Origin of the sequence: Acidisoma silvae, assembly GCF_020618775.1 — a bacterium.
GTDB lineage: Bacteria > Pseudomonadota > Alphaproteobacteria > Acetobacterales > Acetobacteraceae > Acidisoma > Acidisoma silvae.
On sequence record NZ_JAESVB010000002.1, the window covers coordinates 96436 to 121669 of the forward strand.

Here is a 25234-nt window from a genome sequence, read left to right on the forward strand (position 1 = left end):
GACGTCGTTTCAGTGAAAACCTGACAGCCTCTACGTCGTGACGAGAATCTGCACGCGCTGACTGGCGGCACGGGCGATGCCATATTCGATCGCCTGTCCCGCTTCGTCCTGATCGACCGTTTCCATGATCAGTACGGGCTCGCTGCTTTTCTGATGCAGCAGCACGGCTTCCTCCGGGCTTGGCAGGCGCGTCCAGATGCGCGTGCTGCGCCGGGTGTAGTCGGCGACCCCGAAGCGGCGCAGCGCCACCGTCAGTGAGTTGGTCTCCCGGAAGGCTGCATCGATGCCGCGAAACCGCTCGGCCGGCAGATGCGCAGTCTTGAGGCTGACCGGCTGGCCATCCGCGCGACGGACGATTTCAAGAACGATGACCAGATCATCGGGATCCAGCCCCAGGCCAGCCGCGACCTCGACGCCGGCCGCCTGTTCGCGCGCCGAAAGCAGTTCGCCGTCCGCCAGACGGCTTTGCTGAGACAGGATTTCGCTGAAGCGGGTGCGCGTGCCGAGCGGATATTCGATGACGGGCGCAGGACGCACGAAGGTGCCGCGACCATGCTGAACGCTGACCAATCCGGCATCCGACAGCGCACCGATGGCTTGCCGCAGGGTGTGGCGATTGACGGCGAAGCGTTCGGCCAGCACCGTCTCGGTCGGCAGCCGGGAGCCCGGGGCGAAGGCACCGGCGCTGATTTCCGCCGTCAGGATCTCGGCGATCCGCTGCCACATGACAACGCGGGGTAGTCGCATAAACTCTCCTGCTTGCGGGCTCGACCGCCGCTCACAATCAGGGGCTAAGCCAATCAGGCAATAAAAACAACGCCTGACTGTTATGAAAGCAGGATGTTACGGGATTCAGACCGCGAGATGCCGCCGAAAAAAGTCCAGGCTGCGGGTCTGGGCCAGGCTGAAAGCGCCTTCGTTGAAGCTGGCGCGGGCTTCGCAACCGAAACCATGCGCCGCCCTTTCATAGACGAAAACCTCAGCACCCGGCTGGGCTGCGCGAATGGCGTCCACATCCGTCAGCGGAATACCGTGATCCTCGGCACCGAAATGGAGTTGCACGGGACAATGCGGGGTCTCTGTGCGGGTAGCGGCGATGCCGCCGCCATACCAGCCGATGGCAGCCTTGAAGCTCTGGCTGCGCGTCGCCCCCCACCAGGCGATGGTACCGCCCCAGCAATAGCCGATGATGCCGATGGTCTTGGTGCCGAGCGAAGCGGCGGCGGCCTCGATATCCAGCATCACCTGGTCCTCGGTGATCTTGGCGCGCAGCGCGAGGCCATGGTCGCGGTCCTCCGCGCCATAGCCGAGTTCGACACCGCGCTCGGCCCGGTCGAACAGCGCCGGGCAGATGACAGCGAAACCGGCTTCGGCCAGCGCGTCGCTCGCGAAACGCATATGGCCGTTGACGCCGAAAATTTCCTGCACAACGACAAGACCCATGGTGGCGTCGGCGGGCCCCGCCTTGTAGGCGGAGAGTTCGTGGCCGTCGCCGGCGATCAGCGCGATGGTGCTCATGAGCGGTCTATCCTGTGCGCCGGATGAGGTCAGGCCGGCACAGCGAAGCGCGCGAAGGACTCCGCCAGAACCGCATAGATATCGCGCTTGAAACTCGTGGCGAGGCCCGGAAGATTCGCGAGATCCTCCCAGCGCCAGGCATCGAATTCCGGATGCGGATCGAGGTCGAGGCGGATATCGCTGTCTTCGCCTGTAAAGCGCAGCGCGAACCAGCGCTGGCGCTGGCCGCGATACTTGCCACCCAATGCCTTGCCGATCAGCTCATCCGGCAGATCGTACTGCACCCATTCGGGATGCTCGCCCAGGATCTCGGCCTTTTCGGTGCCGATCTCCTCACCCAGCTCGCGGAAGATCGCGACGGCCGGGTCTTCGTCCGCGTCGATGCCGCCCTGCGGCAGCTGCCAGCCGCCGGCCGCCCCTTCCGCGTTCGGAAAGTCGGCCCGACGCGCGACGAAGATACGCCCCTCGCGATTGAACAGCACCGCCCCGACATTGGGGCGGTAGGGCATGTCTTCACGGCGCATGGGCGGCTCCTGGATCGACAGGCTTAGTTGGACGCGCTTTTGACGGGAGCCATCGCCGCCACGACCTTGAGCGCTTCCTGAAGCTGGAAGTCGGTCGCGGGCTTGGCGGGGTCGAATTTCGGCCAATCCGCCGGCGGCGCCTTCGGGATCGACTTGGCAATCGCCGGCAGATCGGTGCGCGCGGCCAGCGGCGGCAGCTGCTTGCTGTTGGGGTTCAGCATGGCGTGCTGAAGGTCACTTTCGCGCAGCGGCTGCATGGCGTTCGCCGCTTCGATCGACTCGGCCACGGGGATATCCGGCGTGATGCCCAGATCCTGGATGGACCGGCCAGACGGGGTGAAGTAGCGCGCCGTGGTCAGGCGCATGGCGCTGTTATCGGGCAGCGGGATGACGGTCTGCACCGACCCCTTACCGAAGCTGCGCTCGCCCATGATGATGGCGCGACGGTTGTCCTGCAGCGCGCCGGAAACGATTTCGGCGGCCGAGGCGGTGCCCGGATTGATCAGCACGACAATCGGCAGATCGCCCGCGACGTCGCCGTCCGGCTTGGCGCTCCAGACTTCGCTATCCTCGGGGTGACGGGCGCGGGTGGAGACGATCTCGCCGGTATTCAGGAAGTCATTGGCGACGGCCACGCCCTGATCCAGCAGGCCGCCCGGATTGTTGCGCAGATCCAGAACATAGCCGTGCAGCTTGCCCTTGGTCTGGGCGTTGATCTTCTTGATCGCGTCGCGGATGCCCTGATCGGCATTTTCGGAGAAGACCGAGAGGCGGATATAGCCGATATCGCCATAAACCTCGGAATGCACCGCCGGCACGTTGATGACTTCACGGGTCAGCTTCAGCACGACCGGCTTCGGCTTATCGGCCGGCTTGATGGTCAGCGAAATGCTGGATCCCGGCGCGCCGCGCATCTCGTCCACCGCCGTGTCCAAAGACAGACCCTGCACGGACTTGCCGTCGATCGCGATGATGAGGTCATTCGGCTTGATATTGGCCTTGGCCGCCGGGGTGCCGTCGATGGGGCTGATGACCTTGATCCAGCCGCCCTCCTGGCTCACCTCAAGGCCGAGTCCGCCGAAAGCGCCGTCGGTCTGCGCCTGCATGTCGCGATATTGCTGGGCGTTCATATAGGCGCTGTGCGGATCAAGCCCGGCCAGCATGCCGTTGATGGCATTCTCGATCAGCGACTGGTCATTGACCGGGGTCACATAATCCGCCTTCACGCGCTCGAAGACATCTCCGAACAGGCTGAGCAGCTGATAGGTGCCGGTGGCATTGTCATCGGCATGGGCCGACGCGATGCCGAGAACTCCGCCGAATCGGTGGAGAAGAACGTCGGACGCGGGCATGACGGCGAGACCCGCCACAAACGCCGAACCGATCAGCAAGCCAGAGCGAAACTTCATCCGAACTTTCCTAAATCCGCCACCCTGGGGCGCGGTCGTGGGGCGGAGAAATGACGGACCAGCGCATCCTGATCACTGTCCGTCACCGTACATGGCCTGCATTGTGGGAAGGAAACCAGCCAATAATCAACCCTGGGCACGCAGCCATGGCGTAGGATTCACCGGATTCCCATCCTGCCGTAACTCAAGATAGAGCTTTGGCCGGGCCGCCGGCTGGCTCGGATTCCATCCGCCCATGACCCCGACAGGCTCCCCTGCCTGCACCCTTTGTCCGACGCTGACGTCGAGCCGGTCAAGGCCAGCCATGACAAAGTCATAACCTTTGCCGCAATCGACGATGACAAGCAGGCCATAGCTGCGGAACGGTTGGCCAAACAGCACATTGCCGGTGCAGGGGGAGACGACGCGCGCACCCGGCGGCGTGGCGTAGGACAGGCCGGTCGCCGGTCCCGCCAGAGTCTGGTCGCCCCAGCCACGGATCAATTTGCCGGCAACAGGAGACATGATCTGTCCGGACGGGCTGCCGAGGCCATTGCCGGCGGGGGCCGCCAGCGCCGTCGCCTGGGCCTGGGCGCGTGCAGCGGCCGCCGCCCTGCCCGCCCGCGCAGCCTGGCGGGCCAGGCGGGCGGCCTTGGCTGCCGCCGCCGCACGGGCAGCGGCGATACGCCGGATGGCATCCTGAAGGCTCTGCGCCCGCGTGGCGTCCTGTGCCGCCGCCTGATCGGCCGCGTCGGCGGCACTTTCCGCGCTTTGGCGGCTGGCGGCGGCACTGGCGATCTGCGCGTCCAGCGCCGCTTCCTGCGCCGCCTGCACGGCCGTCGCCTGCGCCAAGGCGGGTGCCGCCGCCTGCATATCGGCGGTCAGCGCGTCCAGCTTGTCGCGCTCGGCCTTGAGCGCCGCCGCCTGCCGTCCGATTTCTCGCGACAGGCCCTGCAGCACCAGCAGGCCACGCAAGGTGTTCTGCGGCTGCGCCGGCACGGCCAGCAGGGTTTCCGACGGATAGAGCGCCAGCCGCTCGATCAGTGGCAGCATGGGCGCGAAAGCCGTGGCGCGCGCCACCAGATCAGCCGTGACCTTCTTTTTCTGGGCCGCCAGATCGGCCATGCGGTCTGCCGCCGCCGCCGTGGCGTCTTCCGCCGCACGCAGGCGCGTGGCGGCGTCCACCCGCTGCTGGGAGAGACTGGTCTGCATGGCGGCCAGTGCCGCTGCACGCGCGCGGGCGGCGACGGCCTGGCTTTGATGCAGAGCGCGCTGTGCCTGCGCCTGCTTCACATCGGCCTGGGACGGCGCATTGGCCGCCATCGCGGAGCCGCTGATCAGGCTGGCCGCCGACAGAACCAGACCAAAGCGCAGGCCGCGCGAAATGCTAGGCGCTCGTGGCAGCGTCACCGCTCCGCAGCAGGCTGACGCCGGTCATGGCCGCCGGCTGGGCGATCCCCATCAGGGCCAGCAGGGTCGGCGCAATATCGCCCAACCGCCCGCTGGCGATGGTGGCGCCGGCCGGCGCGCCCATCAAAATGGCAGGCACCGGGTTCAGCGTATGAGCCGTATGCGGCACATGCGTCACCTGATCGCGCATCAGCTCGCAATTGCCGTGATCAGCCGTCACGAAAAGCGCGCCGCCCTGGCGGGCGACCGCCGCCGCGATTTCGCCCAGACCCGTGTCGACCGTTTCCACGGCCTTGATCGCGGCGTCCAGAATGCCGGTATGACCGACCATGTCCGGATTGGCGAAATTGAGAATGACAAGATCGAAACGCCCGCTGTCGATGGCCGCCACCGCCTTGGCGGTCAGTTCAGGCGCCGACATTTCCGGCTGCAAATCATAAGTCGCGACTTTGGGCGACGGGACCAGGATACGCTCCTCGCCCTCATTCGGAACCTCGTTGCCGCCGTTCAGGAAGTAGGTGACATGCGGGTATTTCTCGGTCTCCGCCATGCGCAGCTGGCGGCGGCCGGCGCGGGCCACAACCTCGCCCAACAGGTCGCTCATGCCGATCGGGGCGAAAAGCGTGGTCTGAAAGGCGTCGAGCGCGGTGCTGTATTGGGTCATGCCGGCAGCCGCCGCGAAGGGTGGCAGCGGGCCACGGTCGAAGCCGTCAAAGGCCGGGTCCAGGAAAGCCATCAGAATCTGGCGCGTGCGGTCGGCGCGGAAGTTGAAGGTCAGCAGCGTGTCGCCCGGCTTGACGCCGTCATAGTCGCCGATCACCGCCGGCAGCAGGAATTCGTCGCCAAGGTCTTCACCATAGCCGGCTGCGATGGCTTCCGCCGCCGAACCGAAATGGGGGCCTTGGCCGACGATGACAACGTCATAGGCGCGCTTCACGCGCTCCCAGCGATTGTCCCGGTCCATGGCGTAGTAGCGGCCGCTCAGCGTCGCGATGCGCGCGCCCGGCGGCAGCGCCGCCTCGAAGGCGGCGACAAAGCCGGCACCGGAACGCGGCGGCGTATCGCGCCCGTCGGTAATGGCATGGATCAGAACAGTGAGGCCGGCATCCGTCAGGATGCGGGCAAGGGCGACCGCATGATCCTGATGGGCATGGACGCCGCCGGGAGAGATCAGACCGAGCAGATGGATGATGCCGGACCCGGCGCGGGCTTTGGCGATCAGGTCAAGCAGAACCGCGTTCTGGCCGAGCGAGCCGTCGCGCGCGGCGCGGGTGATGCGCGGCAGATCCTGCATGACGACGCGGCCGGCGCCGATATTCATATGGCCGACTTCGGAATTGCCGAACTGGCCTTCCGGTAGGCCAACATCCTCGCCCGAGGTGCTGAGAAAGGTATGGGGGCAATTACCCCAGAGCCGGTCGAAGCTCGGCGTATGGGCCAAACGGACGGCATTGTCGGTATTCGAGTCGCGCCAACCCCAACCGTCCAGAATGACCAGCATTACCGGGCGTTGCAGTTGGTCGGTCATGGCGCGGCTCTCCGTTCTTAGGCGTCAGCCGCTGGTATCACGGCCGTCCCTCCCGGTGGTAGGGGTGACCTGTCAGGATGCTATGGGCGCGGAATAGCTGCTCGGCCAGCATGACGCGGACCAGCATATGCGGCCAGGTGAAGCGGCCGAGTGACATCTTGGCATCCGCGCGGGCGATCACGCTGGCGTCCAGGCCTTCCGCGCCGCCGATCAGGAAGCAGATCGGGCGCCCGAGGCCCTGCCAGCCCTCGACCATGCGGGCAAAACCCGGACTGTCAGGCGTGGCACCATCCTGATCGAGGGCCACGACAAAGGCCTGCGGCGGCAGCGCAGCGAGCAGGGCCTGCCCTTCCCGCCGCTTGATCTCGACGGGCGCGCCGCGCCCGTCCGGCAGTTCGGTCAGCGCCAGCGCCGGCCGCAGCCGGCCGGCATAGCGGGCGAAAAGCTCCGCCTCCGGCCCGCGCGACTGCTTTCCGATGGCGATGACGCGCATCATCGGGTGACCAGGGCGATCAGCCCTCGCTCGGCTCGTCCAGGTCAGCGCCCCACATCTTTTCCAGGCCATACAGCTCACGGCTGTCGGGCTTGAAGAGATGGACGACGATATCGCCGGCATCGATCAGCACCCAGTCGGAGCCGCCGGCACCTTCCAGGCGCACACGCCCGAAGCCGTTGTCGCGCAGCTTTTCCTGCAAATGGGTGGCCATGGCGCTGATCTGACGATCGGCCAGGCCGCTCGCGATGATCATACGGTCGGCGAAACTCGCCTTTCCGGCCAGATCGAGCGTCACGATATTCTCACCCTTATCGTCTTCCAGGCTGGTGACGATGAGGGCCTGCAGACGGTCGAGGTCGGACGGCGTGGCAGCGACCTTGCGGCTTTTCGCGCGCGGGCCGGAAATGACGGCCTTCTTGCGGAGCGTCGTCGCGGGTGCGGCTGTTGTCCCCGCCGCAGCAGCGGCCTTGGGGGACGCGACGCGGCGGCGCGGTGCAGCCGGGTCGGTGGTCGGGTTGCGGGCTATTGGCCTTCTCCATTTATGGCGCTGCGCGTCGCAGCATCGATTGTGGCGGCCTCATTGGCAGAGGCTGCCGATTTCGCCGCACGTAGCGCTGTTGCGGATAGCGCATTTTGAGCGGCAGGCAAGAAAATCCAGGCAGGGGTCTGGGCTGCGGCAAGGCGGGAGGCGGCGCGCGCCGGGCGGCGCGCATGACGCAGGCGATGCGCCGCACGGCCCGCCATGGCCCCCATATTATGTTCCGGGCGCGGCAGAACGCCCAGCGCCGTATGCGCGGCAATGCTGCGCCAGCGCTGCCAGCGCGCGAGGTCTTCCAGATTATCCGCGCCCATCAGCCAGACGAAATCCACGCCCGGGAAAAGCCGGTGCAGTTTCGTGAGCGTCGCCCAGGTATAGCGGGAGCCGAGCTTCGCCTCGATCGCGGTTGCGACGATGCGGCGGCCGTCGGCCATCGCCTGGGCCGAGGCCAGACGTTCGGCGAAGGGCGCCATGCCGTGCGCCGGTTTCAGCGGATTGCCGGGGGAGACCATAAGCCAGACCTGATCGAGCGCGAAACGCCGGCGGGCGAGCTTGGCGACATGCAGATGCCCGTCATGGGCCGGGTTGAAAGACCCGCCCAAGAGGCCGATGCGCATGCGCCGCTTGTCGCCATGCTTCGGCACGCCATCCCGCTGGCCCCGCATGGGGAAAGGCGTCAGGGCCGCACCTGGCCCGATCCGCGCACCTGATAGCGGAAGGTGGTCAATTGCTCGACGCCGACCGGGCCGCGCGCATGGATGCGCCCCGTGGCGATGCCGATTTCGGCGCCGAAGCCGAATTCACCGCCATCGCAGAACTGGGTGGAGGCATTCCACAGCACGACCGCGCTGGAAGTGCCGTTGAGGAACTGCTCGGCCACCGCCGCGTCCTCGGTGATGATCGCTTCCGTATGCTCGCTGCCGTGGCGCGCGATATGGGCCATGGCCGCATCGACGCCATCGACGACCGCGACATTGAGGATCTTGTCCAGCCATTCGGTGCTGAAATCGCCCTCGGCCGCCGGCGTCAGGTCTGGCAGAATGGCGCGCGCACGGTCATCGGCGCGAAAATCGCAGCCGAGGGCGGCGAGGTCCGCGACAATCTCCGGCAGCAGGCCAGGTGCTACGGCCGCGTCGATCAGCAGCGTTTCGGTGGCGCCACAGACATCGGTGCGGCGCATTTTCGCGTTTTTCAGGATGGTCCGCGCCATGGCGGGATCGGCCGCCGCGTGGATATAGGTGTGGCAAAGCCCGTCGGCATGGGACAGCACCGGCACGCGGGATTCCTGCTGGACGCGCGTCACCAGCCCTTTGCCGCCGCGCGGAATGATGAGGTCGATCAGCCCGGCCGCGCGCAGCATGGCGGCGACGAAAGCCCGGTCCCGGCTGGGCGCGATCTGCACGGCGGCTTCCGGCAGGCCGGCCTCGCGCAGACCTTCGGCGATGGCCGCGTGGATCGCCTGAGCGCTGTTAAAACTATCCGACCCGCCGCGCAGAATGACGGCATTGCCCGAGGCCAGACAAAGCCCCGCCGCATCGGCCCCGACATTGGGCCGGCTTTCATAGATCATGCCGATGACGCCGATCGGCGTGGAAATGCGCTGGAATTGCAGCCCATTCGGCCGCACCCATTCCGACTGGACGCGCCCCAGTGGATCGGCGAGATCGGCGATTTCCTCCAGCCCGACGGCCATGCCCTCGACCCGCTTTTCGTCCAAGCGCAGACGGTCGCGCAACGCCGGCGTGCCCTCATAGCCCGCGACATCGATGGCATTCGCGTCCAGAATCGCCGGCATATGGGCGCGCAGGGCGCGGGCGGCTGCCCGCAGCGCGTGCTGACGCTCGGCATGGCTGGAGCGGGCAAGAGCGCGCGAGGCTTCCCGCGCCGCAAGGGCGGCTGCGCGAAGATCGGCTGCGGCGGTATCGACGTCGATATTCATCAGTGGGCCTGCAGAACAAAGCGAGGGTCAAAAGTCAGAATAGCATAATAAAACCCGAGACTTTCTGCCTTTCCACCCCAGTCCTGGCAATGCCGGCCTGCGCGCGGCAGCACCGCGCCTTATTCGGAAGGCAAAGATCGAGATCCAACACAAATGTGATGAACTGTTGATTTATCAAATAAAACTATGACCAAATCTGAGCCAATCAAGGCAGAAATGTGGCGAGATGAACTTGCCCTGCGACAAGAACAACTTAGCTGGCACACCGGCTTTATTGTCCAAAATATCGGGTTTGATTCATCCAGTTTTGCTTGCATTGAACGGAAAATTCCGCATTATCGCGATTGTGACCGATAATTCTTCTGACACTCGGCCCCGTGATTTGTTTTATTCACAAGACCTTAGCGGGGTCTCCTTCGCAGCGACGTTAAAATGTCGCACAGGATTGATCCGGAAAGCAGCGCCGCTTCGCGATGCCGCCGGGTCTCAAGGGGAAGTGCGTTCTGCTGCTTCCCCCAAAAAGGAGAGACCTGGGATGAAGTCGCGCATTGCGCTCTCTATCGCCCCGATCTTGATGATCACCTTCGCGCACCAAGCCGCCAATGCGGCGACGACGCCCGAAAAAACCGTTCATCATGCCCGCACCGCTGCGGTGACGCATCGCCACGGCAAGTCGCGGGTGGCGATGGCCAGCCTGCGCCACAGCCGGCATGTTCATGTCCACCACCTGGCGATGCGCCATGTCCATGGCCGCCACGTCCAGGTTGCCCATGCCGTGACCGACAGCGACGGCTGGAATCCGGAAGTCGCCAATATCTCCTATCCGTCCGGCAGCAAGCCGATCGGCGCCTCCGTGCATCTGACGAGCTTCACCGAGCCGCAGGATGCCAGCACCGCCACGGCTTCGGGCATCGAAACCGCCTCGATCCAGACCGGCGTCGCCTCCTACTACGGTGGCCGGCATAATGGCCGCCGCACCTCCAGCGGCCGAATTTTCAACGAGCATGAGATGACGGCGGCCCACGCCACCCTGCCTTTCGGCACCAAGGTGCTGGTCAAGGTTCCGGGCAGCGACCGCTCGGTCGTCGTGACGATTACCGACCGCCTTTATTCCAGCCACCGCATCATCGACCTATCCGAAGGTGCCGCCGAACGCCTGGGCATCATGCGCCAGGGTCTGGCCATGGTGACGCTGACCCCGGAAGACTGATCGCGGCGGTCGTTGTCGCCTCGGCGCGATGACGACTGACCCGGCCGGTTTCCGCAGATCGCAGCCTTCGGCCTCGCCGAAAGGCTGTATCGCCCCTCGGGGCCCGGCACAAAAATATGTGATCAGCGCAAATGTCGTTCCCGCTTTCCGCATGAGCCGTGCGGTCAGGCGAGACGGCATGACGGCATTCGTGCTTATGTAGTGACGGTTGTTCGGCATGGCCCGCTTTGGCGGCAAGGCATCCGTCGCCCCAATCGGCCGCAGAACCATCCGTGAAGATTGCGCAAAAGCCCGTCCCCCCGTTTCAGCGCGGCACGAGCCATGCCATACCCATGCGTCGATGACCTCGTGAAGAAGGATATCAGAACCGTGGCAGACGTCTCTCCCGGCACGATCAAGACCGTGCCCGCTCCTAAGGACAAGAACCTGCGTGACCTCGCAGACTGCATTCGCTTCCTTTCCATGGACGCCGTGCAGCTGGCGAAAAGCGGCCATCCCGGCGCCCCCATGGGCATGGCCGATATCGCGGTCGTCCTGTTCAAGGATTTCATGAAGTTCGACGCGAAGGCCCCGAAGTGGTTCGACCGCGACCGCTTCATCCTGTCGAACGGCCACGGCTCCATGCTCCTCTACAGCCTGCTTTATCTGCTGGGCTACGAGGACATGACGATCGAGGACCTCAAGACGTTCCGTCAGGTTGGCACCAAGACCGCCGGCCATCCGGAATACGGCCACGCCGCCGGCATCGAGACGACGACCGGCCCGCTCGGCCAGGGCATCGCCAATTCCGTCGGCTTCTCGCTGGCCGAAGCGATTCTCTCCGCCCAGTACGGCAAGGATCTCGTCAACCACCACACCTATGTGTTCCTCGGTGACGGCTGCCTTCAGGAAGGCGTCAGCCAGGAAGCGATTTCGCTCGCCGGCCATTACAAGCTCGGCAACCTGATCTGCTTCTGGGATCACAACTCCATCACCATCGACGGCGATACCAGCCTCTCGACCTCGGAAGACGTCATCAAGCGCTTCCAGGCCGAAGAATGGCACACGCTGGAAATCGACGGTCATGACACAGACGCCATCCGCGACGCCATCAAGGCCGCGCAGGCCGTGACCGACAAGCCGACCCTGATCGCCTGCAAGACGATCATCGGTTTCGGCTTCCCGACCAAGGCCGGCACGCACAAGGCGCATTCCGACGCGCCGGGCGAGGAAGAAATCGCCGGCGCCCGCAAGCTGCTGGACTGGGACGCCCCGCCCTTCGTCATCCCCGAGAACCTGCTCAGCCAGTGGCGTGAGATCGGCTCCAAGGGTGCCAAAGAGCATGCCGCCTGGAACGAGCGTTTCAAGTCCGCGCCGGCTGACTTCCAGCGCCGCGTGAACAACGAACTGCCGGCCGACTGGCGCAATGCCATCGCCGCTGCCCGCGCCGAATTCATCGCGAGTGGCAAGGAAATGGCGACCCGTTCGGCAAGCGGCGCCGTGCTGAACCATCTGTTCGACGCCATCCCCGAAATGCTCGGCGGCTCGGCTGACCTCACGCCGTCCAACAACACCAAGGCGAAGAACCAGACCGAAATCCATCCGGGTGAGTTCATCGGCTCCTATGTCCATTACGGCATTCGTGAACACGGCATGGCGGCGGCGCTGAACGGCATCACGCTGCATGGCGGCCTGATTCCCTACGGCGGCACCTTTATGTGCTTCTCCGACTATTGCCGCCCCTCGATCCGCCTCTCAGCGCTGATGGAGATCCGCTCGATCTTCGTCATGACGCATGACAGCATCGGCCTCGGCGAAGACGGCCCGACCCATCAGCCGGTCGAGCATATGGCCGCCATGCGCGCCATGCCGAATCTTGGCGTCTATCGTCCGGGCGACCCGGTCGAGACCGCCGAGTGCTGGGAACTGGTGCTTGACCAGCCGCATACCCCGGCTTTCTTGGCGCTCTCCCGCCAGCCGATGCCGCTGCTCCGTAAAGAGGCCGGCACCGAGAACAAGTCGGCGAAGGGTGGCTACGTGCTCATCGAAGCCGAAGGCGGCGCGCGTGAAGTGACGCTGTTTGCCACCGGCTCCGAACTGCATATGGCGGTCGAAGCCCGCACAGCGCTGCAGGCGGACGGCATTCCGACCGCCGTCGTCTCCATGCCGAGCTGGCTCCATTTCGAGAAGCAGGACGCGGCCTACAAGCGGTCTGTCATCGGCACCAACAAGGCGCGTGTCGCCGTGGAAGCCGCGGTCGAACTCGGCTGGAGCAAATACACGGGTGACTACGGCCGCTTCGTCGGCATGCACAGCTTCGGCGCCTCCGGCAAGATCGGCGACGTCTACAAGAAGTTCGGCATCACGACGGACGCGGTGATCGCCGCCGCGAAGGCCAGCCTTGCCGACGTCAAGGCCGGCTAAGCCACGTCGCTTTCGAGACTGGAGAAAGGGCCGGTGGAGCAATCCACCGGCCCTTTCTCTTGGAAGCCGTGCAGTTCAATCTGCCTGACGCGATTAAAAGGATTAAGCCTATGCTGACGATTAAGAGACTAAGCCTGACGGACGCGCACCTGCTGATCGCGGGCGCCACCGCGAAGGCCCAGGAAATCGGCGTGCCGATGTGCATGGCCGTGACGGATGAATCCGGCCAGCTGATTGCCTTTGACCGCATGGACGGCGGCAAGCTGACCAGCAGCATCATCGCCCAGGACAAGGCCTATACGGCGGCCGGCGCCAAGCGCACGACGGAAAGCTACGGCACCGCCAGCCAGCCCGGCAGCCCGGCCTATGGCATCAACTCGGCCATCGGCGGCCGGCTGATGGTCGTGGCCGGCGGCCTGCCCGTGATTGTCGACGGCGATGTCGTCGGTGCGATCGGCCTCAGCTCCGGCACGCCGGCACAGGATAGCGAATGCGCGCAGGCCGGTATCGATCATTGGATGCGCAACCGATAAGCGAAGACGGCCCCGGTCGGGCTTCAGCCCGGCCGGAATGCACACCAGTCTCGCGGCCCTGGTTCATTCAGGCGTCTGCGCTGCCGCCAGACAGGCCCCCTTCAGCGCCGCGACCACACCGGCCGAGAGATCACGCATGGCAGCAGGGTCGACGTCCTGCGCGCGGTAAACGCTATTGGCGGTCAGACGTCCGTCAAAAATGGTGATCGAGCAATTCGGGTAGCGCTGGGGCAGACCGGTTGCATAATCAAACCCCATCGGCTTCAGCACCGCGATGTCGTCATGAAAGGCGACGGCGCCCATATCTGAAATATTGAGGGCCACGGGCGCCGTCTGTGGCGTGCCGAAATTGCGCGGATAGTCATGATAATCCTGGAAGATGCGGCCGTCCTGCGTGCCGCTGCGAATATCCTCCTGGATAGACCGGGCGATATCGAAAATCGTCTGATCCATATCCGCGATCCGGGTGACGTGGCCGGTAATGGCGGAGAAGACGAGATCGACCGAAATATGCGGCTCCAGCCTGCGGCGCATGTCGATGGAGGCGCGCATCAGCATCTGCCGCGCCGGGCGGCCTGACAGATCGCGAATGGCGAGGCCGAAGGCCGCTGCCAGCAGGCAATGCAAGGAGACGCCATGATTGCGGGCTGCCGCCAGCATGGCCTGGGTCAACTCCGGCTCGATCGTCAGGGATTCCATCCGATAGCGCGACATTGCCGGCGCCTTTACCGGCTGCGGCAGACGCAGGAAATCTGCGTCCACAACCTGCGCCGCTGTCTTTGGCACCGCCGCCAGATTGAGCGCCGCGAGGCAATGCTCCACCGCCGCGTCGATTGTCTGAGGAAAGGCTTGCTCCTCGACAGGCGGAACCTCGCCACGCCGCACACAATCGCAGAAATGGATGAGCGACGAATGGATGGCGACAAGCGAGGTGGCATCCGTCACGGCATGGGAGGTGACGAGCAGGATATCGAATCCCGCCGCATCCGCCAGGACATAGGCGGCATAGACGCTGGCTGACAGATCGAGCGGACGGTTGATCAGTGCATCGTAAAGATCGCTCGGGCTTTGTGATGCGCGGTCGATCCAGGTCACGCCGGTCGGCTCATCCGCCAGCCGTTCGACGAAATGCCCCGCCGCGACGGCCGCCCGCAAAATGGGATAATGCGCCTCCAGCGCCGCCAGCGCCCTTTCGAACTCAGACTGCATGATGGCGCCCATCACGCCGCTATGGCTCACCACCTGCGTGCCGGTGCGGAGATAGATTGCCTCGGTCGGCGAGGGCTCGCGGAAATGCCGCGCCGGTAGGGGCGCCTCCAGCCGAGGCTCGACCAGGGATTGAGACAAGACAGGCCTCCGCACCGAAACGAAAGCCCTATCTGAACGGGTCAGCCCGCCTGGGTGTCAAGACGCATCAGGCGGTCACCCCTTGTTCAATCCGCCACCTCCGAACTGACCGGCTGCATCTTCTCGGCCAGACGCGGCAGCTTTCGCTGCTTTTTGGGGGCGAGCCAATGCGACAGGCCATCCAGATAGAGATAGATCACCGGCGTGGTGTAGAGCGTCAGCACCTGGCTGAGCAGCAGGCCGCCGACCATGGCGAAGCCCAGCGGCTTGCGGAGTTCCGACCCCGCTCCGCTTTCCAGCATCAGCGGCAGGCCGCTGAGCATGGCCGCCATCGTCGTCATCAGAATGGGCCGGAAGCGGAGAAGGCAGGCTTGCCGAATGGCCTCCAGCGGCTCCAGACCTTCACGCCTTTCGGCATGGATGGCGAAATCCACCATCATGATGCCGTTCTTCTTGACGATGCCGATGAGCAGGATGATGCCGATGAGCGCGATGACGGTCAGCTGATAGCCGAACAGCATCAGCATCAGCAGCGCGCCGACGCCGGCGGACGGCAGCGTCGAGAGAATGGTCAGCGGCAGGATGTAGCTCTCATACAGAATGCCGAGGATGATATAGACGGCGATGAGGGCTGCGGCGACCAGGATCGGTTCCGAACTCAAGGATGCCTGGAAGGCCTGGGCCGTGCCCTGGAAATTGCCCTGCACCGTATCCGGCACGCCGATCTGGCTTTTCATCCTGGCAACCTGACTGACGACGCTGCCGAGCGAGGCATTGCCTTTCAGGTTGAAGGAGATGGTGACGGACGGGAACTGGCTTTGATGGTTGACGGCCAGCGGCTGCACCGGCGCCGTCGTCTCGGACACGAAGGTTGACAAGGGAACCACAGCGCCAGTGCTGGACTTCACGTAGAGCTTGCCGAGCGTGCTGATCTTGCCGAACTCGTTCGGCCTGGCCTCCAGGATGATGTAATAGGCCTTGTTGCCGGTAAAATACTGCGCCACTTCGCGCTGGCCGAAAGCGTCATACAGAATGGCGTCGATCGCCGCCGGCTGAATGCCAAAGCGCGCCGCCTGCTCGCGGTCGATCACCATCGAAACCGTGGTGCCGCCATTCTCCTGATCCGAGGTCACGTCCTGCAGCTCCGGCAGCTTCTGCATCGCCGCCAGCACCTTCGGCGCCCAGTGGTTGAGCTCCGTCGAACTCGAATCCTGAAGCGTATATTGATACTGCGTCTTCGACAGGCGGGCGCCGACGCTGACATCCTGCGCCGGCTGCATGAAGAGGCGGATGCCCGTCAGGCTCGCCGTCGCGTGGTTGATCTGGTTGATGACCTGCGTGACAGTGTATTTGCGCTTATCCCAGGGTTTCAGCGAAATATACATGCGGCCGTCATTGGCCGCCTGGCCGCCGACGCCCGAGCCCACAGTCGCCGTGATCGACTGCACCGAGGCGTTTTTCAGCACGGTCGCGTTCAGCTGCTGCTGTAGCCGGGAAATCTGGCCAAAGGACGCATCCTGCGCCACTTCCGAAATACCGATGATGGTGCCGGTATCCTGAACCGGAAAGAAGCCTTTCGGGATCACGATATACAGAAAGACCGTCAGCGAGACGGTCGCGATCCAGACCATCAGGGTGATGAAGCGGAAGCGCAGCGCGACATCCAGCGTGCGGGCGTAGAAGCTGACCATGCCGTCGAACAGGCGCTCCACGAAATTATAGAGCTTGCCGTGTTTCTTGGTCTCCGGGCGCAAGAACCTTGATGCCATCATCGGCGTCAGCGTCAGCGAGACGATGGCAGAGATGACAATGGTGATGGAAACGGTGATGGCGAATTCGCGGAACAGCCGGCCGACGATGCCACCCATCAGCAGCAGCGGAATGAAGACCGCGATCAGCGACAGGCTGATGGAGAGGATGGTGAAGCCGATCTCGCCCGCGCCCTTCAGCGCCGCCTCGAAAGGCCCCATGCCCTCTTCCATATGCCGGACGATATTTTCCAGCATGACGATGGCGTCATCGACGACGAAGCCGACCGCAATGGTCAGCGCCATGAGCGAAAGATTGTCGAGGCTGAAACCCGCCGCATACATCACAGCCAGCGTGCCGACGAGGGCGACCGGAATGGTGATGCTGGGGATGATGGTCGCCCAGATGCTGCGCAGGAACAGGAAGATGACGGCGACCACAAGGCAGATGGACAGCATGAGCGTGAATTCGACGTCACTGACCGAGGCACGAATGGTCAGCGTGCGATCGGCCACCACATCCAGATGCACATTGGGCGGGAAATAGGCTTCAAGCGCCGGCAGCTTCGCCTTGATGCCATCGGCCGTGGAGATGACATTCGCACTCGGCAGCTTGAAGATGAGCAGCGTGACCGCGCGCTTTTTATTGACCCAGGCAGCAAGCTCGCGATTTTGCGGCCCGGCCACGGCCTGCCCGATATCCTTGATGCGGATGGCCGCGCCGTTCTTATAGCCGATGATGAGGTCGTTATACGGCGCGGCCGTCGTCATCTGGTCGTTATTGTAGATGGTGAAGGACCGGTTGGGACCGTCGACACTGCCCTTGGGGTCATCCACCGTCGCATCCGTCAGAACGGTGCGCACGTCCTCCATCGTCATGCCCATGGCGGCCAGACGCGCCGGGTCCACCTGCACGCGGATCGCGGGCGTCTGCTGGCCGCCGACGAGAACCTGACCGACACCGGGCAACTGGGACAGCTGCTGTTCGACGATATTCTCGGCGTAGTTATCGACTTCCGTGATCGGCGCCTGATCGGAATGCATGCCCAGGATCATGATCGGGCTGTCGGAGGGATTGATAGCGCGGAAGGTCGGCGGACTCGGCATATCCGCCGGCAGAGACCCCTGCGCGGCATTCATCGCTTCCAGCAGCAGCGTCTCGGCATTGCCCAGGTTGGTGCTGAGATCGAACTGTAGCGTGATCTGCGTGCTGCCATAGGTGCTGGTGGAGGTCATCTGCGACAGGCCGGGCAGCATCTGCCCGAACTCCGTCTCCAGCGGCGTCGCGACCGTGGACGCCATGGTGGCGGCACTCGCGCCCGGATAGGTGGCGCTGACCGTCAGCGTCGGGAAGGTCACGTTCGGCAGGGGAGCCACCGGCAGCAGCGGATAGGCGGCCAGACCGACCAGAAAGATGGCGGCCGCCACAAGCGAGGTCGCGATCGGGCGGCGGATGAAGGGGGTCGAAATACTCATCTAAGGTCGGGAGCCTCCAGCGGAGATGCGGGGCAGCACAAAGGCCGCGCGAACGGGGATGCGAGGCACCCGCTAGCCGGAGGAGCCGTCGTCATCGGTGGCGCCGGAGGCTTCCACCTTGGCGGCATCGACAGTCTTGCCTTGGACTTTGGTACCCGGGGACAGGCGCGACTGGCCGGAAACCACCACGTCATCCCCCGCCGACACGCCTTTGGAAATCACGCTGGTGCCGCTGTCCTGGTAGGAGACGGTGACGGGCGTCTGGGCGACGGAATTGTCCGGCTTGACCAGAAAGACGAAAAGCCCGTCTGGCCCGTGCTGCACGGCGATAGACGGGACCGTCACCGCATTCGGCAAAGTCTTGACCTGCAAACGCGTATTGACGAACTGACCGGGCCAGAGATGGTCGTCGTCATTCGCGAAGCGTGCCTTGAGGGCGATCGTACCGGTGGCCATGGCGATGGTATTGTCGGGCGTCAGCAGCGTGCCGGTGGCGATGGGCGCCCCGGAATCCTTATCCGTCACCAGCACCGCCAGCGGGCCTTTGGCCCGCGCGTCCTGCACCTGCGGCAGTTGATCCTCCGGCAGGGTAAACACGACCGCGATGGGCTTGTCCTGGGTCACGGTCAAAATCGGGCTGGTGCCATTGGCCTGCACGAGATTGCCGACATCGATCTGATAGAGGCCGACGCGACCGTCGAAGGGCGCGCGGATGGTGGCATAGCCGAGATTGATCTTGGCGGTTTCGATCATGGCGTTATCCGCCTGGATCACCGCCTGATCCTTGCCGACGACCGCGCGCTGGTCATCCACCTGCTGAACCGGGGCGTAGCTGCTTTTCGCCAGTTTGGTATAGCGGTCCAGGTCAAGCTGCGCGCTTTGCAGGGAAGCAAGATCTTCCGCCCGCTGCGCGAGCGCCTGATCGAGTGACGCCTGATAGGGCGAAGGATCGATGCGGGCGATGATATCGCCTTTCTTGACCTCCGCGCCTTCCTTGGCCGGCAGATCGATCAGAACACCGTTGACCTGCGCCTTGATCGAAACCGTATTATAGGCCTGCACGTTGCCGAGACCGTCGAAATAGACAGGCACATCCTTGGCCAAGGCCTTGGTCACCGTCACGGGAACGGGTGCGGGCGTTGCCGCATGGGCCGGGGCAAAAACCATTCCGTCGACCAAAGCCAAAGACGCGGCGAAGACGATCCAATGTTTACTGGTAAAGCGGGCCTGCCCGTTCATATCGTCTCCACCTCGTCATGCGCTTGGCTGCGCTGTTACAGCCATATCTAGAGGCTTCGCGAGGGCTTGACGCTTGGTATCTCAGCTTCGTGAGAGGCTGTTGCAATCCGTCACAGAACGAAACCTTCCGCAGTGCGGCGTTCGCGTCCTGTCTCCGCTTTGATTGCGAAGTTTATCTGGCAGGTAACGGGAATTTTCGTCTCAACGCACTCAGGCGCCGAGCTGTATGGCCGCTGTCAGGCGTGGCTGGCGCTCAAGGCCTCGCGCAGCATCGCGAGCAGATGGCGCGGCAGATAGGGCTTGCCCAAGAAACGATATCCGAGTTCCGGATCCCAGACCCGGGCTATGACGTCAGGGCGGCCGGACGCGATGATGACGGGCAACTGCGGATAGTGGATACGCGCTTGCGCCGCCACTTCCGCCCCATCGGCCTGGCCGGGCATGTGAAAGTCAGTGACCAAAGCCTCGATCGGCTGGGGCTGCTGATCCATCAGCGCGACGGCCTCATCACCGCTCGCCACCTGAATCACCTCGAATCCGCCATCAGCCAGGCTTTCAGCCATGATTTCGCGGATCAGCGGTTCGTCTTCGACCAGCAGGATAGCCACCCTATATCCCCAACAGGCAGTTACATTCCGTATATTTGCCCGGTGCTGCGCCTTTACATGGTCTCCTGGCCACACAAGATCGCGTGGCCGCTGCGCGTGTCGTTGCGATGCAGCATCGTCAGGGAGAAAATATCCAGCACACTGACCATGCCGGGAGATTTTCCTTCTGTGGCAACGCCCCTTCTTGCCATAACGGCTGAGAATCGACGGTAAAATCGCCCGCGACATCCGCCGATGACAGATTGGCGAGCAGCGTCAGACGGCCAGCCGGGGTCACCGGCCAAGTCACCTCCACCGCCCCTTTGCCCAGCATCCGTGCTTTTCCGCCATGGCGAATCCCGGCGAGAAGCGGGACCAGCTTTTCCCGCCGGATAGTCAGAATGCGCCGATACCAGTCCTGCACCGCCGGATCGATCGCATCCCAGCGCAGCTTGGAGGCGATGAAGGTGGTCTCGGCCAGAGGGTCAGGGATTTTCTCTCGCGTCTCAGGGTCACTGAAAGCCGGGAAGCGGGCGAATTCCTCCCGCCGGCCGTCCCGCACCTTCTCGGCCAGTTCGCCCTCGAAATCGGCGAAGAACAGGAATGGCGATGTGGCACCCAGTTCCTCGCCCATAAAGAGCATCGGCACCTGCGGCAGCAGCAGATAGACGGCCGAGACCGCGCGCACGGCTTCGGGCGCTGCAATCTGCGTCAGGCGCTCGCCCATGGCGCGATTGCCGATCTGGTCGTGATTCTGCGCGAAGGCCACGAAAGCGGAGGGCGGCAGATGGGCACAGGGCTCGCCCCTGGCCTTGCCGCTATAGTCCATCGCTTCGCCCTGAAAGGCGAAGCCTTCCGCCAGCGCCCGGCCGAGCAGGTCCGGCTGATGCGCGTATGGCGCGTAATAGGCGACATCCTCGCCCGTGGCGGCCACATGCAGGACATGGTGGACGTCGTCATTCCACTGGGCCGAGTAGTCCTTGGGCGTGCCGCCGGCGTCCCGCATCAGATAGCTGGCGCGGTTATCCTCATTCTCCAGCACCAGATGCAGCGGCCGGTCCGTCACCCGCGCACGCAGCGTCTCGGCCAGTTCCAGCAGCAGATGCTTGGGACCGTCATCCTGAATGGCATGGACGGCATCGAAGCGCAGCCCGTCGAGATGGAACTCCTCGATCCAGTAAAGCGCGTTATGGATGAAGAAGTCCCTGACCGGGCGGCTGTCCGCGCCATCGACATTCACGCCCGCGCCCCAGGGGCTTTTATGGCGATCCGTGAAGAATTGCGGCGCGTAGACGGGCAGGTAATTCCCGTCCGGGCCGAAGTGATTGTAGACGACATCCAGCATGACGCCGATGCCCCGCGCATGCGCGGCATCCACCAGCGCCTTGAAGTCTTCCGGCCGGCCATAGCTGCTGTCGGGTGCGAAGGGCAGTACGCCGTCATAGCCCCAGTTGCGCTGTCCCGGAAAATCCGCGACCGGCATGATTTCGATGACCGTGACGCCAAGATCGGCCAGATGATCGAGCTTGGCGATGGCCGCGCGGAAGCTGCCTTCCGGCGTGAAGGTGCCGATATGCAGCTCGTAGATGACAGCCTCGGCCCAGGCCCGCCCGCGCCAGCCATGATCCTGCCAGTCATAGGCCTTGGGGTCGACGACTTCGCTCGGGCCATGGACATCCTGCGGCTGGAAGCGGGAGGCCGGATCCGGCACGCGCAGCCCGTCTTTCACGACATACTGATAAAGCGAACCGGCATGGGCCTCGGGCATCCGCTTCTCATGCCAACCGCCCTCGCCCGCCACCATCGGCACCGGATCCCGTCCATCCAGAGCAATCGCGACCTGTGCTTCACCGGGCGCCCAGAGACGGAACAGGACAGCATCGCCCTGCAAGCTTGCCCCGAAGGGCAAGTCATGGACCCGGCTCGTCATGCGGCATCGACCTCGCTATTGGGATGGCCGAAGGCAAGCACGGAGCGGCCGGTGACGGTATAGACGTCGCCGGTCTTCGAGACCACGTCTTCGATATCCGGGCGATTGGTATCAACAATCAGCGTCCACTCATCGCCGCCCGCGCATTCCGGCAGGGTGAAGTTGACGCCATCAGCCGCCGCGTTGAAGACGAGCAGAATGGTGGCGTCGCCGCCGCGCTTGCGAATGCCGCTGGGCTGCGCGCGCCCGTCGATCAGCATGCCGAAGCAGCGCATGCCTTCGTCACCCCATTGGCCGTCTTCCATCTCCGCGCCTGAGGCATTGATCCAGGTGACGTCCTTGACGCCCAGTTCCTCGTTGAACACGCCTCTGAGGAAGCGGTTGCGGCGCAGGATGGCGTAATTGTGCCTGAGCGTCGTCAGCTTGCGCACGAAGGCGATAAGCGACTGGCCCTTCTCCTCGATCTGCCAGTTCAGCCAGCTGATCTCGCTATCCTGGCAATAGGCGTTGTTATTGCCCTGCTGCGTGCGGCCGAATTCGTCACCCGCCAGCAGCATCGGCGTGCCTTGCGACAGCAGCAGCGTCGTCAGCATATTGCGGATCTGGCGCTCGCGCAGCGCGTTGATTTCCGCGTCATCCGTGGGGCCTTCGGCGCCGCAATTCCAGGACCGGTTGTCGGAACTGCCGTCGCGACCGTCCTCGCCATTCGCCTCGTTATGTTTCTCATTATAGGTGACGATATCGTTGAGCGTGAAACCGTCATGGGCGGTGATGAAATTCACCGACGCGAAGGGACGGCGGCCGTCACGGTCATAGATATCGCCGGAAGCGCAAAGGCGCGGCACGATGGCGGCGGCCGATGCCTCCCCTTTCCAGAAGTCGCGCGAAATATCGCGGAACTTGTCGTTCCACTCGGCCCAGCCGGGCGGAAAGCCGCCGACCTGATAGCCGCCGGGACCGCAATCCCAGGGCTCCGCGATCAGTTTCACGCTTTGCAGCAGCGGGTCTTGCCCGCAGGCTTTCAGGAAGCCCGACTGCTCATCGAAACCATGCGGTTCACGCGCCAGGATGGTGCCGAGGTCGAAGCGGAATCCATCGACATGCGTCTCTCCCGCCCAGTAGCGCAGGCTGTCCGTCACCAGCTGGATAACACGCGGATGGCTGAGATTGACGGTATTACCGGTGCCGGTGTCGTTGATATAGTAACGCTTCTGGTCGGGCAGCAGCCGGTAATAGCTGGCATTGTCGATGCCCTTGAAGGACAAGGTCGGCCCGAGTTCATTGCCCTCGGCGGTATGGTTGTAGACGACGTCGAGAATGACTTCGAGCCCGGCATCATGCAGGCTCGCCACCATTTCTTTGAACTCACGCAGAGACTGTTCGCGCTCGGAGGCATAGCGCGGATCGGGCGCGAAGAAGCCGATGGTGTTGTAGCCCCAATAATTGGTGAGGCCCTTTTCCAGCAACTGACTGTCGTTGATGAAGCTATGAATGGGCAGCAGTTCCACCGATGTCACGCCCAGGCTGCGGATATAGTCGGTCACGGATTTATGGCCGAGACCGGCATAGGTACCACGCTGCTTTTCCGGCACGTCCGGATGCAGCTTGGTGAAGCCCTTGACGTGAGTCTCATACAGAATCGTGTGATCCCAGGCCACGGGATGGCGATTGGGCTCTCCCTTCCAGTCGAAGCCTGGGTCCACAACCACACATTTCGGCATGAAGGGCGCGCTGTCGCGCTCGTCGAAGGTTGTGTCGTCTCCGCTTTCCATCTGATAGCCGAAGATCGCCGGATTCCAGGTCAGGTCACCGGTATGGGCGCGGGCGTACGGGTCCAGCAGCAGCTTGTTCGGATTGAAGCGATGGCCTTCTTCCGGCGCGTAAGGCCCATGCACGCGATAGCCGTAGACCTGGCCCGGCCCGATGCCGCCGATCCAGCCGTGGAAGATCTGGTCTGTATATTCCGGGAGTTCGATCCGCTCGATCTCCTCGCTGCCGTCGGCGGTGAACAGGCAGACTTCCACTTTGGTGGCATGAGCCGAGAAGAGCGCGAAATTGACGCCCTCCCCGTCCCAGGTCGCGCCACGGGGATGCGGCAATCCTTCACGAAGGCGCAGGTTCAGACTCTCGGCCAAGGGGGCGCTCCATCCGGCGGGTGCAATGACAGGCCGTAGATGGGATGCAAGCGGTCGAAACCAAGGATCAGCGGAAGGCTTAAACTAAAAGTTCCTGAGCCCTCGTCTCGCACTCTTGCGTCATCGACCGTCAGGCCGCCACAGCCCGGCGTGCCGCGCCGAAGATCGACAGCGCCAGCACGCCCACGACCAGCAAGGCGGTGCTGAGCGACGTCGCGCCCGCGACGAAGCCGATGATGGCGGGGCCGCACAGCATGCCGGCATAGCCGACCGCGCTGATGACGGGGATGGAGATGCTGGCCGGCACGCCAGGCACGCGCGCCGCTGCGCTGAACAGCAGCGGCACGATATTGGCGGCACCAATGCCGACCAGGGCAAAGCCCAGAAGAGCCGCCGGTCCCGGCAGCCAAACGGCAGCGCCCCATCCCGCCGCCGCGATCAAGGCGCTGATGCGCAGCAGGCGCACGGTGCCGAAATGCCGCGTGAGCCAGTCGCCGGACAACCTGCCGCCAGCCATGGTGACGGAAAAGGACGCATAGCCGAGCCCGCCATAGGCCGCCGGCAAGCCCTTGCCGTGCAGGAACAACGCGCTCCAGTCGAGCGCAGCGCCTTCACCCAGAAAGCCCGCGAAACACAGCGCGCCGATCAGAATCACCAGAGGATGCAGCGCCCGGCCGGCGCGGGACGCGCCCGGAACCGGCTCCGCCGCTGGCGCTTCCTGGCCCGGCAGCAGGCTCGGCAAGCGCCACAGCGCCACGCACAGCACCAGGACTGCGGTCAGCAGCGCGCCGATGCTGACCGCCAGACCGGCGCCGAGCAGTAGCGTCAGGCCCAGCGAGCCAGCCAGACCGCCAAGGCTGAACATGCCGTGAAAACCGGACATCATCGGCCTGGCGCTGAGCCGCTCCACCTCCACGGCCTGGGTGTTCATGGCGGCATCGACGGCGCCGATACCGAAGCCGAAGACGATCAGGGCCGCGGCCAGCAGCGGCGGGTCGGACAGCCAGCCGAGCAGCGGCATCGCGACCGTCAACAGCAGCGCACCGACCAGCAGCACGCGGCGCGAGCCGTGGCGTCCCAATCCCCAGGATATGACGGGCATGACGGCAACGGCACCGACGCCGAGCCCGAGCAGGACCAGGCCGAAGGTCGCCGTGTTCAGGCCTGTCCGCGCCTTGGCATAGGGCACCATCGGCGCCCAGGCGGCATTGGCGAGGCCGGCCAGAAAAAAGAACAGCCGCGTGGATATCCGCGCGGCTGCAAGCTTCGGTTCCGTCACCTTGTC

20 protein-coding genes are annotated in these 25234 nt (G+C 64.2%); 3 read left to right on the forward strand and 17 right to left on the reverse strand.

What is annotated here, in order from left to right:
* Window positions 1-30: 30 nt before the first annotated feature.
* The 10 genes from phnF to ASILVAE211_RS05075 all read right to left on the reverse strand — a co-directional run bounded on the left by phnF (window position 31) and on the right by ASILVAE211_RS05075 (window position 9341).
* The gene (gene phnF / locus ASILVAE211_RS05030) at window positions 31-747 is read right to left on the reverse strand and encodes a phosphonate metabolism transcriptional regulator PhnF (protein ID WP_227320210.1); all 717 of its coding nucleotides are present in this window, start codon (window positions 745-747) and stop codon (window positions 31-33) included.
* A 105-nt stretch (window positions 748-852) separates the two neighbouring features.
* Window positions 853-1518 carry a dienelactone hydrolase family protein gene (locus ASILVAE211_RS05035; RefSeq protein ID WP_227320211.1) on the reverse strand — a complete coding sequence of 222 codons (666 nt, stop codon included), beginning with the start codon at window positions 1516-1518 and terminating at the stop codon, window positions 853-855.
* Between the two features lie 29 nt (window positions 1519-1547).
* Window positions 1548-2042, reverse strand: coding sequence for an RNA pyrophosphohydrolase (locus tag ASILVAE211_RS05040; protein ID WP_227320212.1), 495 nt, complete (start codon window positions 2040-2042; stop codon window positions 1548-1550).
* 23 nt (window positions 2043-2065) lie between these two features.
* The gene (locus ASILVAE211_RS05045) at window positions 2066-3451 is read right to left on the reverse strand and encodes a S41 family peptidase (RefSeq protein ID WP_227320213.1); all 1386 of its coding nucleotides are present in this window, start codon (window positions 3449-3451) and stop codon (window positions 2066-2068) included.
* A gap of 126 nt (window positions 3452-3577) precedes the next feature.
* Window positions 3578-4840 (reverse strand): murein hydrolase activator EnvC family protein, encoded by a 1263-nt coding sequence (locus tag ASILVAE211_RS05050; RefSeq protein WP_227320214.1) that lies wholly within the window; start codon window positions 4838-4840, stop codon window positions 3578-3580.
* Complete coding sequence (gene gpmI / locus ASILVAE211_RS05055; protein ID WP_227320215.1) at window positions 4818-6368, reverse strand: 2,3-bisphosphoglycerate-independent phosphoglycerate mutase; 1551 nt, start codon at window positions 6366-6368, stop codon at window positions 4818-4820. Before gpmI ends, ASILVAE211_RS05050 begins: the two co-directional genes overlap by 23 nt.
* 37 nt (window positions 6369-6405) lie before the next feature.
* Entirely contained in the window at window positions 6406-6861 is a 456-nt protein-coding gene (locus tag ASILVAE211_RS05060) for a 23S rRNA (pseudouridine(1915)-N(3))-methyltransferase RlmH (protein ID WP_227320749.1), read from the reverse strand.
* Between the two features lie 19 nt (window positions 6862-6880).
* Window positions 6881-7270, reverse strand: coding sequence for a ribosome silencing factor (gene rsfS, locus ASILVAE211_RS05065; RefSeq protein ID WP_227320750.1), 390 nt, complete (start codon window positions 7268-7270; stop codon window positions 6881-6883).
* A gap of 116 nt (window positions 7271-7386) precedes the next feature.
* On the reverse strand, window positions 7387-8067 hold the full coding sequence (locus ASILVAE211_RS05070; protein WP_227320216.1) for a nicotinate-nucleotide adenylyltransferase: 681 nt from the start codon (window positions 8065-8067) through the stop codon (window positions 7387-7389).
* A gap of 11 nt (window positions 8068-8078) precedes the next feature.
* Window positions 8079-9341, reverse strand: coding sequence for a glutamate-5-semialdehyde dehydrogenase (locus ASILVAE211_RS05075; protein ID WP_227320217.1), 1263 nt, complete (start codon window positions 9339-9341; stop codon window positions 8079-8081).
* 535 nt (window positions 9342-9876) lie between these two features.
* Between ASILVAE211_RS05075 and ASILVAE211_RS05080 the strand changes: the two genes are divergently transcribed.
* The 3 genes from ASILVAE211_RS05080 to ASILVAE211_RS05090 all read left to right on the forward strand — a co-directional run bounded on the left by ASILVAE211_RS05080 (window position 9877) and on the right by ASILVAE211_RS05090 (window position 13487).
* On the forward strand, window positions 9877-10551 hold the full coding sequence (locus ASILVAE211_RS05080; RefSeq protein WP_227320218.1) for a septal ring lytic transglycosylase RlpA family protein: 675 nt from the start codon (window positions 9877-9879) through the stop codon (window positions 10549-10551).
* Window positions 10552-10920: 369 nt separating this feature from the next.
* Window positions 10921-12954 (forward strand): transketolase, encoded by a 2034-nt coding sequence (tkt, locus tag ASILVAE211_RS05085; protein WP_227320219.1) that lies wholly within the window; start codon window positions 10921-10923, stop codon window positions 12952-12954.
* 110 nt (window positions 12955-13064) lie between these two features.
* A complete protein-coding gene (locus ASILVAE211_RS05090; RefSeq protein ID WP_227320220.1) occupies window positions 13065-13487 on the forward strand; it encodes a GlcG/HbpS family heme-binding protein in 423 nt (140 codons plus the stop codon).
* A 63-nt stretch (window positions 13488-13550) separates the two neighbouring features.
* On the opposite strand, the gene ASILVAE211_RS05095 is transcribed toward ASILVAE211_RS05090, so the two are convergent.
* From ASILVAE211_RS05095 to ASILVAE211_RS05125, 7 genes are all read right to left on the reverse strand, one after another.
* Window positions 13551-14834 carry a phthiocerol/phthiodiolone dimycocerosyl transferase family protein gene (locus ASILVAE211_RS05095; RefSeq protein ID WP_227320221.1) on the reverse strand — a complete coding sequence of 428 codons (1284 nt, stop codon included), beginning with the start codon at window positions 14832-14834 and terminating at the stop codon, window positions 13551-13553.
* An 86-nt stretch (window positions 14835-14920) separates the two neighbouring features.
* Entirely contained in the window at window positions 14921-18058 is a 3138-nt protein-coding gene (locus ASILVAE211_RS05100; RefSeq protein ID WP_227320222.1) for an efflux RND transporter permease subunit, read from the reverse strand.
* A gap of 72 nt (window positions 18059-18130) precedes the next feature.
* The gene (locus ASILVAE211_RS05105) at window positions 18131-19297 is read right to left on the reverse strand and encodes an efflux RND transporter periplasmic adaptor subunit (protein ID WP_227320223.1); all 1167 of its coding nucleotides are present in this window, start codon (window positions 19295-19297) and stop codon (window positions 18131-18133) included.
* A gap of 236 nt (window positions 19298-19533) precedes the next feature.
* Window positions 19534-19905, reverse strand: a complete 372-nt coding sequence (locus ASILVAE211_RS05110) for a response regulator (RefSeq protein ID WP_227320224.1) — start codon at window positions 19903-19905, stop codon at window positions 19534-19536.
* Window positions 19906-20023: 118 nt separating this feature from the next.
* Window positions 20024-21814: a malto-oligosyltrehalose trehalohydrolase gene (gene treZ, locus ASILVAE211_RS05115; RefSeq protein ID WP_227320225.1), complete on the reverse strand. Its 1791-nt coding sequence runs from the start codon at window positions 21812-21814 to the stop codon at window positions 20024-20026.
* Window positions 21811-23949, reverse strand: coding sequence for a glycogen debranching protein GlgX (gene glgX / locus ASILVAE211_RS05120; protein WP_227320226.1), 2139 nt, complete (start codon window positions 23947-23949; stop codon window positions 21811-21813). Before glgX ends, treZ begins: the two co-directional genes overlap by 4 nt.
* A 130-nt stretch (window positions 23950-24079) precedes the next feature.
* Window positions 24080-25228, reverse strand: a complete 1149-nt coding sequence (locus tag ASILVAE211_RS05125; protein ID WP_227320751.1) for an MFS transporter — start codon at window positions 25226-25228, stop codon at window positions 24080-24082.
* Between the last annotated feature and the right edge of the window lie 6 nt (window positions 25229-25234).